Raw genomic sequence first — 16,071 nt, forward strand, 5'->3', positions numbered from 1 at the left:
GTTGAAATAACCGGTCTGGTCGATGGAGGAATCGTTGCCCCAGCCATGCTGGACGACAACCCCCTCATTGCCCCAGCCGTCCTGGTCGATATCGGAGGACTGGGAGTAACCGTACTGGGCGACATCGCTGTCATTACCGATACCGTCCTGGGTAATGTTGGACTCGTGATTGTTGCCGGTCTGGAAGACGTCGGCGTTGTTGTAATAGCCGGTCTGGTTGACGTCGGAATCGTTGTTGGCTGCCATGGCGGAGCCAGAGAAGGCGATTGCGGCGGCAAGTACAGTCATCTTGAATTTCATGGTATTCCCCTTTAATAAGTCCCCTGGGTAAGCGGCTATGAATAGCGCTGCCAGGTGGTTGTTTGGAAATCAATGATCATCGACCAGTGATTTCCACGTTGCGAAAGATCCGTTTCTGTCGATTGCTTGTCAGTGCTGTAATACCTGGATTGTCGCCCGGCCACGCGAAAATTGGGTGATGCTTACCGGCGTCGCGTGAGAAGTACCGTGCTGTTGAATTTCTGCATTTCCAAAGACTCCATGTTGTTGTATTGCAGCCTCCTTGCCGTAGCCTGATTGAACGATATTGGCCTGGTGACCATATCCTTTCTGGATGATGGATGCCTCCAGGTAACCGCCACCTTGCAGAATGCGTGCATCATGGGCGTTACCGGATTGCATGGCGGAGGCAAGATTACCTACGCCTTGCTGAAGGATGCCAGCATCATTGAAACTACCTTGCTGGATAATTCCAGCATCGTTGCCATATCCGGACTGCAGGATAGTGGCAGCTTGTTGATAGGGGGCAGCATCGTATTTGAAGCCTTGCATGTCATCTGCCGCTGATATTGTCTGGGCGAAAAGCGCGCCAGCAATCAAAGCAGTTATTTTCCGTGTTTTCATGACAAGACACTCTTGAGTTCCGTTTACTGGCAGTTACAGTCTCGACACAAATTGAGCTTACATCCATCGTAATAAAGCGCTATTTTGAAGTGTGACTTTTCTGATAGTGATCAGTCTTTCATGACGTTACGACATGCCATGATAGGAATGATTTTTCTCATGCTCGGCCAGTTCTTGTGGACAAAACACAGCATGGACTTCCCGGGCAGCGACTCAGAACCAGGATACACAGGCGTAACGCAAGAAAGGCGCCGTGTTGGCGCCAATCGCAAGCAAGGAAGGTCGCGGTTATTACAGCATGGGAATGGATGCGTTACGGTAAGCTGCCAGAATCTCATTGTCTCTATCGGCTGGGTCGGCCAGGTTCCATAGGCCGCGTTCCACACCCTGGGCGATGAGATGTATAACGGCCGCCTCGATGGAGGACATCACCGCCATCTGTACCGGTTCGTTATGCGTGAAGCCTGCTTCCGCTTCCAGCAAACGCCGGAAGCTGACGAAACGATAGACACCCGCACGGACTTCATAGGAGTAGACGGTCTTGCTCGTCGTCACGTTGCCCAGTATCTCACCGGTAGCTATGTCCACGGCTCGCAGGTTGACCGTGATCTGGTCGACCTGATATTGACCTGACGCCCCGATACCGAAATACTCGGCGCCGGCACCACCGGTCTTCATGTTGGAGTCGTAGGCGATGATGCCACCTTCCATCAGTACACGAGCGGGGCTCAACGACCCGAGCTCATCCCCGCGGCCGGTGCGTTCGAGGTTGGCGCGTATGATTCGACGCTCCGTCAGCAGGTTCTGCAGCCCGACGCGTTCCATCGGAACAAACCAGCCGGATTCGGCCAATGCCGAACTCAGCATTGCGGCACCGCCCTGGGTTACCGCAGTGGAGAACGTGCTGGCTGGCTGGGGTCGATACTGCCCGGTCTGATCCCTGAAGTCGTACACGGCCGTATAGATGGGTGCGCTAGGGCGTGGCAGGCTGACCAGATCATTATAGGTACCGGATCTCGGGGTCAGGGTTGCCGGCGCCCCTTCCAGTCCTTCGGGCGAGGTCACCATGCCGACGCACCCACCCAGGGTCAGCATTCCGATCGCTAGACATACTCTCAGCGGCTTCATCTTCAACTCCTTGATTCTGAAACGCAATTAGAATGGCTGGCCAAAATTGACCGTGGTGGTTTCGCCCGTCGTCTTGTCGAGGATCGTCATGGAAAAGCTCCCCCCCCCTGAGCTTCTCAATTCGACCCGCAGGGTGGAGCTGTCGATGATGCTTTCTCCATCGCCACCATCTACAGCATCTTGGATTGCGTCGTTGATTAGCTTGGCGCGCAGGTCCTGTATGAAGAACTCCGTCTCCGAAAAACGGCCAAAATCAGGGGCATTGGGGTCCCGTTTGGTGTCCTGAGCCTGCGCCTTGTTCAACAGGTGATTGCCCAGCAACGGGTCACCGCCAAACGATGGGTTGATCGGCTGGTAGATGAGCTGCCCTGCCTGGGTAACCGCGCTGGACAGGAGAATGGCGCTGCCCAACAGGATGGGAGCGAGATGAGTACGGCATTTCATGGGAAACCCCCTTTGTGCTCTTGTCAGTGTTGCATTTCTTGGTTACTGGCCTAGATCTCTTCGTCTGCGAGATCCGGGTCGCTATCGAGTGCTTGCATGATGGTGCGTTGTATGATCATTTCCTCTACCTGATCGGCGGCAGCCTGGACATACTGGTCGATCTCGCTCAGCCGCGGAGGCAGGGTTGCCTGGAACAGGATTCGATTGTTTTCGGCTATCCAGACCTGGCTGCCCCACCGCGCATCAGGGCGCTCATGAATGGAAAGCGTAGTGTTGCTGAGGACGGGACGTTCCAGGCTTAGTTGGCTGAACTGGCGATAGAAGGTCTTGCCGATCATCGTGATGGTACGATCGATCAAGACTCCCGACATGCCCGGTTCAGCTAGACTGAACTGTTGTTCCAGCTCTTCCTCGGCCTCACCCTCTTCCATGATCTCTTCATCATCGATGATGGCTTGACGGTCCTCTTCGCCGGGGGCAGGAGAAGGTTCGGCTGCGGGGGGCAAAGCCTGGCCCAGCGCGGTATAACCGGGCAGAAGCAGCAGTATTAGCAGATAGGAAAAGACCTTGTTCATGGGGAGCTCGAATCAGTGGTTGACGGTTGTCGGTTTTCCGCTGTGAAGCTGCATGGGGGGGGGCGCCCCGAGGTGCTGCCGAGCCCAGTTGACTGCCTGAAGACGGTTGTGAACGTTGATCTTGCGAAAGATGTTATAAAGGTGCGACTTGACCGTATGCTCACTGACGAACAGTTGATTGGCGATTTCCGTGTTGGAAGCTCCGGAGCCGAGTAGGCCGATGATTTCCAGTTCGCGTTGCGTCAGGCCGCAGGCTGGGCGCCGGTAAGAGTTGAGCTGTTGGCGGCGAAAGTATTCGATCAGCCGTGCCATCAATGTGCGTGACATCCACAGATCGCCTGCCAGCAGCGTCTCGATTCCCTTGCAGATCAGCTCCAGCGAATCGTTGCGGTAGAACACGCCATGGAGATGCATGAAGGTGGAGAGTTCTGCGGCATGGTTTTCATCCTTGAGATTGAAGGCCGTCAGTATCCACTGGGGCTGATCATAGTAGTATGTCTGCCACGCCTGCATGACGCCCTCTTCCACATGATCGCTATCCATCAGCACTACGGTACGGATTCCGTCACCCTCCGCCGTATGATCGCTGGGGGAGACGATCGACACGGGGCACTCAAGTTGACGCTGGATATAGTCAACGAATAGCTTTGATTGAGGGTTGTGTTCTGTAACAAGCAGGATCAATCCTTTGCCTTGGTTCATCGTTATTCATCTCCGGTCATGCTGATGTTGCCGGGGTTTGCGCATGGCGCGTGATTTCCCTCACCTGCGCTTCATCATGGCCCAGGCAGGCTATTCAGTAAAGTTATGTTACCTAATGTATTTGTAGTATATCTCGGTATGAGTTTTCTAATGTTTTGTATTTTCCCCATTAAAAACAATGCCTTATCCTTTATTGAGTTAAGCTTGTATGATGTTTTTGCTACTTCTGTTTTAGTACAATGACTTTTATTCATGTAAAAGTGTGAAGCGCCTTTCCGAGCGGTTATCCTAATCAGCTGTTCAGGAATTTCTTCCTTTGTAGCCTGCCCTTAGAATGTGGCCTTTCATCCTGTGGAGAGCTGTCGATGTCCGCGATGCGTTCGCTGGTTCTAGCCAGCGGGAATGCTGGAAAAATCAAGGAGTTCAATCAGTTATTGGGCGAGCTGGGAATCCATGTTCGACCCCAGGCGGATTTGGGCGTGAGCGATGTCGAAGAGACGGGGCTGACATTCGTCGAGAATGCCCTGATCAAGCACGCGAAGCGAGCCGTGTCAGCGGGTTGCCCGCCCTGGCGGATGATTCCGGCCTGGAGGTGGATCACCTGCACGGCCAACCGGGTATCTACTCCGCCCGTTACGCCGGCGAGCCGAAGAGCGATGCGCGCAACAATGACAAGCTGCTTGCGGCCCTGGCCGGGATACCGGCCCCTCGTCGGTCGGCCCGCTACTGGTGCGTACTGGTCTTTCTACGCCATGCCGAAGACCCGGTGCCCTTGATCGTCCAGCGCAGTTGGGAAGGCGAGATTCTGACGGCGCCACGCGGCGAAGGCGGCTTCGGCTACGATCCGTTGTTCTGGTTGCCCTCGCTGGGTAAAAGCGTCGCCGAACTCAGCGCTGAAGAGAAAAACAGGTTCAGTCACCGGGGAAGGGCGCTGCAGTCGCTGGCGACCGCCCTGGGCGAGACGACGATCAAGTGATGGACACCCATCCCCGGCAACTCGACGGCCTGCCGCCACTGGCGCTCTACGTGCATGTGCCTTGGTGCGTGCGGAAATGCCCCTACTGCGATTTCAACTCGCATGGTGTGGGTCACGGGGCCGACTTGCCCGAGACCCGTTACCTCGCAGCGCTGCTCCAGGACCTGGAGGATGATCTGCCCCTCGTCGGTGGCCGTGAGCTGACCAGTATCTTCATCGGAGGAGGAACGCCGAGCCTGATGTCGGCCGGCTTCTATGAACGGTTGTTCGATGTGATGGCCACGCGGCTGTCACTGGCCTCCGATATCGAAATAACACTGGAAGCGAACCCGGGCACCCTGGAGCAAGGTCGGTTCCAGGGCTATCGGTCTGCGGGCATCAATCGGCTCTCCCTGGGGGTGCAGAGCTTCCAGGATGCCCAGCTGCGGGCCCTGGGACGTATCCATAGTGGTGGCGATGCCATCTCGGCAATGGACGAGGCGCGCCATGCCGGGTTCGACAACGTCAACCTGGACCTGATGCATGGCTTGCCGGGACAGACCCCGGCGCTGGCGCTTGCCGATCTCGACCATGCGCTCTCCCTCTCTCCGGAGCACCTCTCCTGGTATCAGCTCACGCTGGAACCCAATACCGAGTTTCATTCTCGGCCTCCGGTGCTGCCCGAGGAGGAGGTTCTGTGGGATATCCAGGACCGGGGGCATGAACGGCTCGAGGCCGCCGGATTGGTGCGTTATGAGATTTCGGCCTATGCCCGGCCGGGCCTGCGGTCGCGCCACAATCTCAACTATTGGCGCTTTGGCGACTATCTGGGGATCGGTGCCGGCGCTCACGGCAAGCTGAGCGTTGCCGATGCACAGGGCAGGCTACATATCGAACGGCGCTGGAAAGCGCGGCAGCCGGAGGCCTACCTGCGACGATGCCAGGATCCTCGTGGCTTCGTCGCTGGCCGTGCCGGAGTGGAAGAGGATGAACTACCGCTGGAGTTCGCCATGAATGCGTTACGTCTGGTGGAAGGTGTGTCGATGAGGGACTGGGAGGCGCATACTGGACGCCCGGCCGGCGCCCTGGAGGCCCGCCTCCAGTCGGCGCGAAAAAAAGGACTTCTTGTGGAAGATGGCCAGCGAGTGCAGGCATCGCCCCAAGGTCTATTATTCTTGAATGAGTTGCTGGTCTTGATTGGCGAAGCCGATGCCGGCACTGAATGAGCTTCTTCCCCTGAAATCCGGAGATCTACATGTTCAAACCACTTCGACTCGTTGTGCCGCTTGCCACCGCTGTCCTGCTGGTAGGCTGCGCCACGACGGATCCCTACTCCGGCCAGACCCAGCGCTCCAGCACCATGACGGGTGCCGGGGTGGGTGCCGCCGTTGGAGCCGCGGCCGGCGCGCTGTCGGGCAGCGGCAGCACTAGCCGGCGCGACCGCGCCTTGATCGGTGCCGCCGTGGGTGCGGCTGCCGGTGCCGGCGTCGGTGCCTACATGGATCGTCAGGAGCAGCAGCTGCGCGAGAGCATGAGGGGGACTGGCGTGGATGTTGAGCGTCGCGGCGATGATATCGTGCTCAACATGCCAAGCAGTGTGACCTTCGGCTTCGATTCCAGTGAACTGACCCCGAGTGCCCGCAACGCCCTCAATGATGTCTCGTCGATACTGACGCAATACACCGATACGCGGGTCAACATTGCCGGTCATACCGACAGTACCGGTGACGCCGGCTACAACCAGCGACTGTCCGAGCGCAGAGCGGAATCTGTCGGCAACTACCTGGCTCAGAACGGGGTAACCCGCAACCGTCTCAACATGACCGGCTATGGCGAAAGTCAGCCGGTGGCGAGTAACGCGACCGAGGAGGGCCGCGCCCGGAATCGCCGTGTCGAGATCACGCTCACGCCCATCGAGAGCCAATTCCAGCAATAGACCGGCATGCCGGTGGCTTGAATGGGGCCCGTCACTGTCACAGTGGCGGGCCTTTTCGCTAAGCTCGATCTGCTTCAGCCTCATACTGCCGATCCGCCGTCCAAGGACCCGTGGCCATGCTTTCCTATCAGCACGCCTACCATGCCGGTAACTTCGCCGATGTCCACAAGCACCTGACCCTGTTTGCCGTTACCCGCTACCTGCGGCGCAAGCCATCACCGATCATGTATCTCGATACCCATGCCGGGCGCGGGCTCTATCCGCTATCGGCGCAGGAGAGCCAGAAGTTGCAGGAGCATCGCCAGGGGGCGGAGCGGCTCTGGCAGGCGAGAACGGCACTGGCGGCGGAACCACTGATCGGCGACTGGCTGTCGCTGCTGGCCGAGGCTCAGCTGACGGCGAGCGAGGGGACGTCGCCAACGCTGGACTGCTACCCGGGCTCACCCTGGTGGCTGACTCGCCAACTGGGTGCCGCGGATCGCTTGATGCTGTTCGAGCTGCATCCCGGCGAGCATGAACACCTGGTGGGGCAGCGCCTGCCGAAGAACGTGCAGCGCATCCATGGCGATGGCCTGAAAGGCCTGCTGCAGCGATTGCCGGTGGCCACCCCACGGCTGTGCGTATTGATCGATCCCAGCTATGAGCGCAAGAGCGAGTATGCAGAGGTTGCCGAGACCGTGCTGTCGGCCATGCGCAAGGCACGGCATGGCGTGATGCTGGTGTGGTACCCGCTTTTGCCCGCCGGCCGCCACAGCGAGTTGCTGGAAGGGCTGAGCAGCGGGGGTCTGCGCAAGATCTGGCGCAGCGAACTGACCCTGCGTAAGGCAAGCAGCGGGGAGCAGGGCATGTATGGAAGCGGCATGCTGGTGGTCAATCCGCCCTGGGGGCTCGAGGAGCAGCTGGTCGCTGCCATGACACGGATCGAGCCGCTGCTCGGTCCTGAAGCCCGACATCGTGGCGAGTGGTGGGTGGAAGAGTAGTGCGGCGAGACCTTACTTGCCGATACAGAAGCTGCCGAAGATCTCCCCCAGCAGATCGTCGGCGCTGAATTCTCCCGTGATCTCCCCCAATGCCTGCTGGGCATCCCGCAGGTCCTCGGCGAGCAGTTCCCCGGCGCCGTAGCCGCTTAACTGTTCCTCGCCGCTGTCGAGGGCTCGCTTCGCCCTGTCGAGCGCATCGAGGTGACGACGACGAGCGGAGAAGCGCCCTTCCGTGGTGCTTGCATACCCCATCACTTCCTTCAGGTGGGCCTTCAGGTTATCCACACCCTGTCCGGTCCTGGCCGAGAGCCGGATGACCGGCGTGGTTGTGGATAACTCGATTCCAGCTGACTCGTGACTGGTATCGATCTTGTTGCGGACCAGGGTCAGCCGGGTGGGATCGGTGAGACGCGCGACGAACTCGGGCCAGATCGCCATGGGTCGGTGGCGTTGGTGGTGGTGGCATCCACTAGCAGCAGCACCCGGTCGGCCTTCTCGATCTCGCTCCAGGCACGCGCCACGCCGATGCGCTCCACGGCGTCCGGGGTATCGCGCAGCCCGGCCGTATCGATCACATGCAGGGGCATGCCATCGATGTGGATGTGTTCGCGCAGCACGTCCCGGGTGGTGCCCTCGATTTCGGTGACGATGGCGGTTTCCTGCTCGGTCAGGGCATTGAGCAGGCTCGACTTCCCGGCATTGGGCCGCCCGGCTATCACCACGTTCATGCCTTCGCGCATGAGGGCGCCCTGGGCAGCCGCTGTGCGTACCTCGTCCAATTCCGCTTTGACCGCCGCGAGCATGTCGGCCACTCTGCCGTCGGCTAGGAAGTCGATCTCCTCTTCGGGGAAGTCGATCGCCGCTTCCACGTAGATGCGCAGCTCGATCAATTGCTCGACCAGCGTCGAGACCCGGCGCGAGAATTCGCCCTGGAGCGAGCGCAGGGCATTCTCGGCGGCGGACCGGGAGCTTGCCTCGATCAGGTCGGCGATGGCCTCGGCCTGTGCCAGGTCGAGCTTGTCGTTGAGAAAGGCGCGTTCGGAGAACTCCCCCGGCCGCGCCAGGCGTGCCCCCAGCTGCACGCAGCGTTCCAGCAGGAGATCCATGATCACCGGACCGCCGTGTCCCTGCAGCTCCAGCACGTCCTCGCCGGTGAAGGAGTAGGGTGCCTGGAAGTAGAGCCCGATGCCCTCGTCGATCACCCGCACGTCGCCCTGGAAAGCTGTGTACTGGGCATGACGGGGCGGGGGGCAGCGGCCCAGCACCCCCTCGGCGATGGTGCGACAGCCGGGGCCAGATACACGAATGATGCCCACGCCGCCTCGCCCCGGTGGGGTGGCCAATGCGGCAATGGTATCCGGAATATAGAGGCTATCTGCCATTGGGTGGGTTCCTTACAGCCTGGGCTGGCTCGGGTGGAAGGCTAGTGTCCTTTTCGCAAGGCAGAAACACCAGACCCCTGCCGTGGCAGGGGTCTGGTGTTTCGAGAGAGAAGACAGCCTACTTGGTCTTCATTCCCTTGCCGACGGTGGGGTCGTTCTCGATCTTGCGCGTGATCACGTACTGCTGCGCGATCGAGATCAGGTTGTTGACCACCCAGTATATGACCAGGCCTGCCGGGAACCAGAGGAAGAAGAAGGTGAAGACGATCGGCAGCATCTTCATGATCTTCGCCTGCATCGGGTCCGGAGGCGTGGGGTTGAGCATCTGCTGAACGAACATCGAGGCGCCCATCAGGATCGGCAGGATGAAGAACGGGTCCCTCATCGACAGGTCCTGGATCCAGAACATGAAGGGCGCATGGCGCAACTCCACGGATTCCAGCAGCATCCAGTAGAGCGCAATGAAGACCGGCATCTGCACCAGGATGGGCAGGCAGCCACCCAGAGGATTGATCTTCTCCTTCTGGTAGAACTTCATCATCTCCTGGGACATCTTCTGGCGGTCGTCGCCGTACTGCTCCTTGAGGCGCTGCATCTCCGGGCCCAGCTTGCGCATGCGGGCCATGGACTTGTAAGCCTTGGCTGAGAGCGGCCACATGACCAGCTTGACCACGATGGTCAGGAAGACGATCGACCAGCCCCAGTTCCCGATCAGACTATGAATCTGGTCCAGCAGCCAGAACAGCGGGTTGGCGATGAACCAGAGCCAGCCGAAGTCGACGGTCAGGCGCAGGTTGGGGGCCACCTGCTCAAGGTAGCTCTGTACCTTCGGCCCCATGTAGAGGGTCGCTCCCAGGCGGGCTTCACCATCCGGTGCCACCGTACTCATGGAGCCGGCAAAGGCGGCGACATTGCGGTCGCGCGAGTCGGTGGTGGCGTACTGCAGGTTCTGCTGGTTCTGCGGCGGTACCCAGGCAGTGACGAAGTAGTGCTGCAGGATGGCTACCCAGCCGCCCTGGACGTCCCGGTTATTGAAGCGACCACGCTGGATATCGTCGAAGTCGACCTTCTCGTAGCGGTCTTCCGGTGATGAGTAGGCGGCGCCCAGATAGGAGCTCATGCCCAAGGCCACGCCAGCGGACGGATCAGAGCTGTTGTCGCGGGCAAGCTGGCCGATGAAGCGCGCGGTAACCGGCTCTTCCGTGTTGTTGGCCAGATAGTAATGGACGTCTACCGCGTAGCTGCCGCGCTCGAAGGAGAAGCGCTTGATGACATCGACACCATTGACCTCGGCCGTCAGGTCGACTTCCAGGCGATTCTCGTCGTCGCTCATGCGGTAGCTGGTTCTTTCCGGCGTAAAGCCAATGCGGCCGGAATGGCCGTCCAGCTGAAGGCCCGAACGGGCCACATAGCTGCGGGTCTCGCTATCGGATAGCAGCACGTAGGGACGATCGGAATCCAGGGTCATTCGGTGCTGGGGCAGTGCGGCATAGACGATATCGCCGCCCTGTGGATCGATTCGCAGGTCGAGGACATCGGTGGCCACGGCAATCAGGTCGCGGGTGCCGGTGGCGCGAGCGGGCTCGCCAGGCATGTCTCCCGGCACCTCCCCTTCAGCGCGGGGGGCGGCAGGGACAGCCAGGTCATCGTCCGGGTCCACCCTCTCTTCGCCGGGCGCAGGCGCGGTGAAGGTAGGTGCTTCAGGCTCAGGAGCAACCTGGCCGTAGTCCTGGTTCCACTGAATGACGAGCAAGTAGGCAAGCACGGCCAGTGGAATCAATAAAAGGAGTCGTTTTACGTCCATTGAGAGTTCTGCCCGATGGGTAGTGAACATGCCGCTGGAACGGTATGCGCTGCCACGTTGATATGCGAAAGCCTGCCCAAGGCAGGCTATCGTGGCGGCGACAGGCACCGCGTCCGGTCAGGATACCATCGACTTGCGAACGTCTCGCGCCAGCCGACGCCACATGCCGGAGAGCTGGCGATGCAGTGTCGCGTTGTCCAGCTCATTGGCGCCCCGTCGAGCCAGTACCACGATATCGACGGCGGGAAGCTGATGCTGCTGGAGACGGATGGATTCGCGAGTCAGCCGCTTCAGGCGATTGCGATCCACGGCTCTGCGGACGTTCTTCTTGCTGAAGACCAGGCCGAGACGGGGGTGGCCCAGTCCATTGGGACACGCCAGGGCCATTAGCCCATTGCCATGTACCTTGAATGCAGCGTGATCGAAGACAAATCGATAATCCCCGGCAGTCAGTAGACGCAGCTGCGGGGGAAAGTCATGACCGGACACGCGCAATCCGCAATCAGGCGCTCAGGCGCTTGCGGCCCTTGGCGCGTCGGCGCGACAGTACGGCACGACCGTTCTTGGTGGCCATGCGAGCACGAAAGCCGTGCACACGCTTGCGCTTGAGAACGCTGGGTTGAAAGGTGCGTTTCATAACTCTTGATTCCCACGTGGTGTGTTTGGACGGAACGTCTTACAGGAAATGCCCAGGCTCCTTGCGGGAACCTGGGGAGATTCGGTTCAAGACCGGAAATTGTAGTGACTTCGGGCCTCCGACGCAATTGCCCAGGACACCCAATTTTCAATCGGCGTTCCGGCGACAGCCCAACAATTACTAAATGGTATTTTACTGATGCTGTTACTAATACTGGGGATGCTTTCTGTTGATAACATGTAAAAAACCTTTATAAACAGATGTGTGCAGCGCAGCATGTCCTGTGGAAAAGCTCTGCCTGGCCGGTGAGGTTCTTGTTGTCTCCTTGTGTGCAATTGTCTCCTTTACCCACAGGGCTCGCCTTCGCCCCCATCCTTCCGGGGTTATCCTATTGATCCCGGTATAATTTTCCACAGGGCCTGGCGTCGGTCGCGGCATGTGGATAACCCGGCGGGTGAAGGATACAATGGCCGGTCATGCATCAACCGGATGGTGAGGTCGAGTGTCGCTTGCTCTTTGGCAACAGTGTTTGGATTCCCTGCAGGATGAGCTGAACGCCCAGCAGTTCAACACCTGGATTCGCCCGCTTCAGGCGGAAGAGGGGGAGTCCAACGAGCTGCGTCTTCTGGCGCCCAATCGCTTCGTTCGCGACTGGGTGGGGGATAAGTATGCCAAGCGGATCAATGAGCTGCTGCGCGACCTGGCCCCGGCCAAGCCTCCCAGGGTGATATTGACCGTCGGCAGCCGTCAATCGGCGGCTGCTCCCAGGCCGCGGGAGCTGGGGGCGCCGGTTTCGGCCAGCCCGCGATCGCCCCTGGGGCCTGCCGTGCATACACCTCCGCGAGGGGACATCGGCGACGAGCGTGAGATCGATCGCCAGCGAGAGGAGGGGCGTTCGGCACGACGAGCCGCCGGTGAGCGGGAAGTTCAGGTCGAGGGGAGCCTCAAGCACAACAGTGGCCTCAACCCCAACTTCACCTTCGAGACATTCGTCGAGGGCAAGTCGAACCAGTTGGCCAGGGCGGCCTCCCGCCAGGTCTCGGAAAACCCCGGCGGCGCTATAACCCGCTGTTTCTCTACGGTGGTGTCGGCCTGGGCAAGACACACTTGATGCACGCCGTGGGCAATGCCTTGGCCACCCGGCGGGAGAATGCCACGGTTGTCTACCTCCATTCGGAGCGTTTCGTCGCCGATATGGTCAAGGCACTTCAGTTGAACGCGATCAATGATTTCAAGCGTTTCTATCGTAGTGTCGATGCGCTGCTGATCGACGATATCCAGTTCTTTGCCGGCAAGGAACGCTCCCAGGAAGAGTTCTTCCACACCTTCAATGCCCTGCTCGAGGGTGGCCAGCAGATGATCTTGACCTCCGACCGCTACCCCAAGGAGATCAGTGGGGTGGAGGAGCGACTCAAGTCGCGCTTTGGCTGGGGGCTGACGGTGGCGATCGAGCCGCCGGAGCTGGAGACGCGGGTGGCGATCCTGATGAAGAAGGCCGACCAGGCCAAGGTCGACCTGCCCCATGATGCGGCGTTTTTCATCGCCCAGAAGATTCGCTCCAACGTACGCGAACTGGAAGGCGCCTTGAAGAAGGTCATTGCCGATTCACATTTCATGGGCAAGCCGATCACCCAGGATTTCATTCGCGAATCCCTCAAGGATCTCTTGGCCCTGCAGGACAAGCAGGTAGGCGTCGACAACATCCAGCGTACCGTGGCCGAATACTACAAGATCAAGCTGTCGGACCTGCTGTCGAAGCGCCGCTCCCGGTCCGTTGCGCGGCCGCGCCAGGTGGCCATGGCGCTGGCCAAGGAGCTGACCAATCACAGCCTGCCTGAGATTGGCGATGCCTTCGGTGGGCGTGACCACACGACGGTGCTGCATGCCTGCCGCAAGGTTCTGGCATTGCAGGAAGAGAACGCGGATATCCGCGAGGACTACAAGAACCTGCTACGGCTATTGACCAGCTGAGCCGCGAGGTTCCCTGGCAGTTGCTGCCGATGACCGACACCTTTATTCAGGATTAGACGTGGAGCCGACATGAGATTTTCCATTTCCCGCGAGGCGCTGCTTCGGCCCTTGGCACTGGTTGCCGGCGTGGTAGAGCGCCGCCAGACCCTGCCGGTACTATCCAACGTGCTGATACAGGTCGACCATGAGCAAGTGGCGCTGACGGGCACCGACCTGGAAGTCGAGCTGATCGGGCGTACCGCTGCGTCGCTGGTAGAGGTGCCCGGATCGGCCACGGTTCCGGCCCGCAAGTTGATGGATATCTGCAAATCGTTGCCCGACCAGGCCGAACTGCAGCTCAGCCTGGAAGATGGCCGGGCGGTGCTGCGCAGCGGTCGCTCTCGTTTCACCCTCTCGACGTTGCCGGTCGCGGAGTTTCCCAATATCGAGGACACCCAGGGCGATGTGGAACTGAGTCTGCCGCGCGGGACGCTTAAGCACCTTATCGATGCCACCTCGTTTGCCATGGCCCAGCAGGATGTCCGCTATTACCTCAACGGCATGCTGCTTGAACTGCGCTCGAACCTGGTGCGCACGGTGGCCACCGACGGCCACCGCCTTGCCGTCTGCTCTCGCCCCGCCGAGATCGAGGTCGAGCCGGCTCGCAAGTTGATCGTACCGCGCAAGGGCGTGCTCGAGCTGGTCCGGCTGCTGGATGACAGCGACGAGCCGGTGACGCTGACAGTAAGCGCGAGCCACGTTCGTGCCCATACCGGTGACTTTACCTTCACCTCCAAGCTGGTGGACGGCAAGTTTCCTGATTACGAGCGAGTGGTGCCGAGGGGAGGGGACAAGGTGTTCCTCGCCGATCGCACCGAGCTGCGTCAGGTTTTGTCGCGTACTTCCATCCTCTCCAATGAGAAGTATCGCGGTGTGCGCCTGCACCTCAAGGAAGGCAACCTTCAGGTCATGGCGAACAATCCCGAACAGGAAGAGGCCGAGGAGAATGTGGCCGTCGAGTACGGCGGCGACGCGCTGGAGATCGGCTTCAATGTGGGTTACCTCATCGACGTACTCAACGTGCTGGATGAGGATCGCGTGCAGATGACGCTGGCGGATTCCAACAGCAGTGCCCTGATGGAGGAGCCGGGCGGCGGCGATGCACTCTACGTTGTCATGCCGATGCGTCTCTGAATGGATGGGCGAGACCGTTACCCGGCAGCGTGTACGGCACCGCTGAGGTTGCCGGTCGGGTTAATGGTCTGGCGTTTCTGATGCTGATTAATTACTTAAATTTCAATGGTTTGAGAAATCTCCAGGCAATCGATTTCGAGCCGGGGCCGGGCATCAACCTGATCGTGGGTGTCAACGGGAGTGGAAAGACCAGTCTACTCGAAGGCATCCACGTGCTTGGAATGGGGCGTTCGTTCAGGACCCGGCAGCTGAGGAATGCCATCACTCATGATGCGCAATCCATGACACTCTTTGCCCGCCTCGGCGGTGAACCGGCTTTGCCGATCGGTATTCGCCGTTCCCGCGACGCCCCCGAGCTGGAGATTCGCATGGGGGGAGAGCGCGTCGAGCGGCTGTCACAGCTGATCGAAACGCTGCCGCTCCAGCTGGTCAACCCCGATGCATTTCGTTTGCTGGAAGGGCCGCCGGCCGGTCGAAGGGAGTTCCTCGACTGGGGTGTGTTTCACGTGAAACATGGGTTTTTCGATGCATGGCGACGCGCGCGCCGCGCCCTCAAACATCGGAATGCATTGCTCAGGCGTGATAGAATGGAAGCCAAATCGCTGTCAGCCTGGGAGCATGAGTTGGCCCACTGGGGCGACCGTGTCGATAGCCTGAGAAGCGACTGGATGGCTGATTTCCTGCCTGTCTTCGAGGATACGCTGTCGCAGCTACTGGCGTTGCCCGAGCTGACACTGGGCTACTCCCGCGGATGGGACAAGAAACGCAATCTGCTTGAAATCCTCGAGCAGGGGCGGGCGACGGATCAACAGATGGGCTTCACCCAGCAAGGGCCACAGCGGGCAGATCTGCGTATTCGCCTTGGGCGACACCCGGCCGTCGAGGTGCTGTCTCGTGGCCAGCAAAAATTGGTCGTCACTGCGCTGAAGCTGGCGCAGGGCAGGTTGCTGGAGCAAACGACCGGTCGGTCGTGCCTCTACCTGGTCGATGACCTGCCGGCGGAGCTCGATGCCAGTCATCGGCGGGTATTCTGTCGCTTGCTGGAATCGATGCGTTGCCAAGCCTTTATTACAAGTGTCGAACACGATGCCCTGGTGGGGCCCTGGCAGTCTCAAACCCCGCTGACGATGTTTCACGTGAAACAAGGCAGTGACGGGTCGGGAAAGCTGGTGCCACAGGCACAGATAGACTTCATGACGGAGTAGTCAATGAGCGAGCAGGCTTACGACTCAACGAGCATCAAGGTACTCAAGGGCCTGGATGCCGTTCGCAAGCGTCCCGGCATGTATATCGGGGATACCGATGATGGGACAGGCCTTCACCACATGGTGTTCGAGCTGGTGGACAACTCCATCGATGAAGCTCTGGCCGGGCACTGTAGCGAAATACGCGTGGTCATCCATCCTGATGAGTCGATCACTGTCAGCGATAATGGCCGTGGCGTGCCCACAGACCTGCACGAAGGCGAAGGCGTATCGGCG

The 16,071-nt window shown here is 59.8% G+C and carries 14 protein-coding genes and 4 pseudogenes; 8 read left to right on the forward strand and 10 right to left on the reverse strand.

The features are described 5' to 3' along the window. The 6 genes and pseudogenes from Q427_RS13530 to Q427_RS13555 all read right to left on the reverse strand — a co-directional run. Window positions 1–300: pseudogene (locus tag Q427_RS13530) on the reverse strand (hypothetical protein); the annotation flags it as partial. 129 nt (window positions 301–429) lie between these two features. Continuing rightward, window positions 430–903, reverse strand: coding sequence for a hypothetical protein (locus tag Q427_RS31340; protein WP_155833566.1), 474 nt, complete (start codon window positions 901–903; stop codon window positions 430–432). A gap of 291 nt (window positions 904–1,194) precedes the next feature. Further along, complete coding sequence (locus Q427_RS13540; protein ID WP_197030639.1) at window positions 1,195–2,031, reverse strand: CsgG/HfaB family protein; 837 nt, start codon at window positions 2,029–2,031, stop codon at window positions 1,195–1,197. Window positions 2,032–2,058: 27 nt separating this feature from the next. Beyond that, window positions 2,059–2,475, reverse strand: coding sequence for a curli assembly protein CsgF (locus Q427_RS13545; RefSeq protein WP_081785994.1), 417 nt, complete (start codon window positions 2,473–2,475; stop codon window positions 2,059–2,061). A gap of 50 nt (window positions 2,476–2,525) precedes the next feature. Further along, complete coding sequence (locus Q427_RS28915; protein WP_051496369.1) at window positions 2,526–3,050, reverse strand: CsgE family curli-type amyloid fiber assembly protein; 525 nt, start codon at window positions 3,048–3,050, stop codon at window positions 2,526–2,528. A gap of 12 nt (window positions 3,051–3,062) precedes the next feature. Further along, the gene (locus tag Q427_RS13555; RefSeq protein ID WP_043514715.1) at window positions 3,063–3,752 is read right to left on the reverse strand and encodes a LuxR C-terminal-related transcriptional regulator; all 690 of its coding nucleotides are present in this window, start codon (window positions 3,750–3,752) and stop codon (window positions 3,063–3,065) included. A 374-nt stretch (window positions 3,753–4,126) separates the two neighbouring features. Here Q427_RS13555 and rdgB point away from each other — a divergent pair. From rdgB to Q427_RS13575, 4 genes and pseudogenes are all read left to right on the forward strand, one after another. Next, window positions 4,127–4,728, forward strand: a pseudogene (rdgB, locus tag Q427_RS13560) (RdgB/HAM1 family non-canonical purine NTP pyrophosphatase). Then, a complete protein-coding gene (hemW, locus tag Q427_RS13565) occupies window positions 4,728–5,933 on the forward strand; it encodes a radical SAM family heme chaperone HemW (RefSeq protein ID WP_043514717.1) in 1,206 nt (401 codons plus the stop codon). Before rdgB ends, hemW begins: the two are co-directional and overlap by 1 nt. Window positions 5,934–5,962: 29 nt before the next feature. Further along, window positions 5,963–6,643, forward strand: coding sequence for an OmpA family protein (locus Q427_RS13570; protein WP_043514719.1), 681 nt, complete (start codon window positions 5,963–5,965; stop codon window positions 6,641–6,643). A gap of 116 nt (window positions 6,644–6,759) precedes the next feature. Next, entirely contained in the window at window positions 6,760–7,623 is an 864-nt protein-coding gene (locus Q427_RS13575) for a 23S rRNA (adenine(2030)-N(6))-methyltransferase RlmJ (protein ID WP_043514722.1), read from the forward strand. 12 nt (window positions 7,624–7,635) lie between these two features. On the opposite strand, the pseudogene mnmE reads toward Q427_RS13575, so the two are convergent. The 4 genes and pseudogenes from mnmE to rpmH all read right to left on the reverse strand — a co-directional run bounded on the left by mnmE (window position 7,636) and on the right by rpmH (window position 11,446). Next, window positions 7,636–9,005 (reverse strand): annotated as a pseudogene (gene mnmE / locus Q427_RS13580) (tRNA uridine-5-carboxymethylaminomethyl(34) synthesis GTPase MnmE). A gap of 118 nt (window positions 9,006–9,123) precedes the next feature. Further along, window positions 9,124–10,809: a membrane protein insertase YidC gene (gene yidC / locus Q427_RS13585; RefSeq protein ID WP_043514724.1), complete on the reverse strand. Its 1,686-nt coding sequence runs from the start codon at window positions 10,807–10,809 to the stop codon at window positions 9,124–9,126. Window positions 10,810–10,926: 117 nt separating this feature from the next. Then, window positions 10,927–11,298 (reverse strand): ribonuclease P protein component, encoded by a 372-nt coding sequence (rnpA, locus tag Q427_RS13590; protein WP_081785995.1) that lies wholly within the window; start codon window positions 11,296–11,298, stop codon window positions 10,927–10,929. 13 nt (window positions 11,299–11,311) lie between these two features. Beyond that, entirely contained in the window at window positions 11,312–11,446 is a 135-nt protein-coding gene (gene rpmH, locus Q427_RS13595) for a 50S ribosomal protein L34 (protein ID WP_043514730.1), read from the reverse strand. Between the two features lie 502 nt (window positions 11,447–11,948). Here rpmH and dnaA point away from each other — a divergent pair. The 4 genes and pseudogenes from dnaA to Q427_RS13615 form a co-directional block, all read left to right on the forward strand. Further along, window positions 11,949–13,417, forward strand: a pseudogene (gene dnaA / locus Q427_RS13600) (chromosomal replication initiator protein DnaA). Between the two features lie 69 nt (window positions 13,418–13,486). Next, window positions 13,487–14,590, forward strand: coding sequence for a DNA polymerase III subunit beta (gene dnaN / locus Q427_RS13605; RefSeq protein ID WP_043514733.1), 1,104 nt, complete (start codon window positions 13,487–13,489; stop codon window positions 14,588–14,590). An 80-nt stretch (window positions 14,591–14,670) separates the two neighbouring features. Next, entirely contained in the window at window positions 14,671–15,795 is a 1,125-nt protein-coding gene (gene recF, locus Q427_RS13610; protein ID WP_043514749.1) for a DNA replication/repair protein RecF, read from the forward strand. A gap of 3 nt (window positions 15,796–15,798) precedes the next feature. Then, the coding region (locus Q427_RS13615) for an ATP-binding protein (RefSeq protein WP_043514736.1) at window positions 15,799–16,071 on the forward strand (273 nt) is incomplete at its 3' end.

The organism is Halomonas sp. BC04, assembly GCF_000568385.1.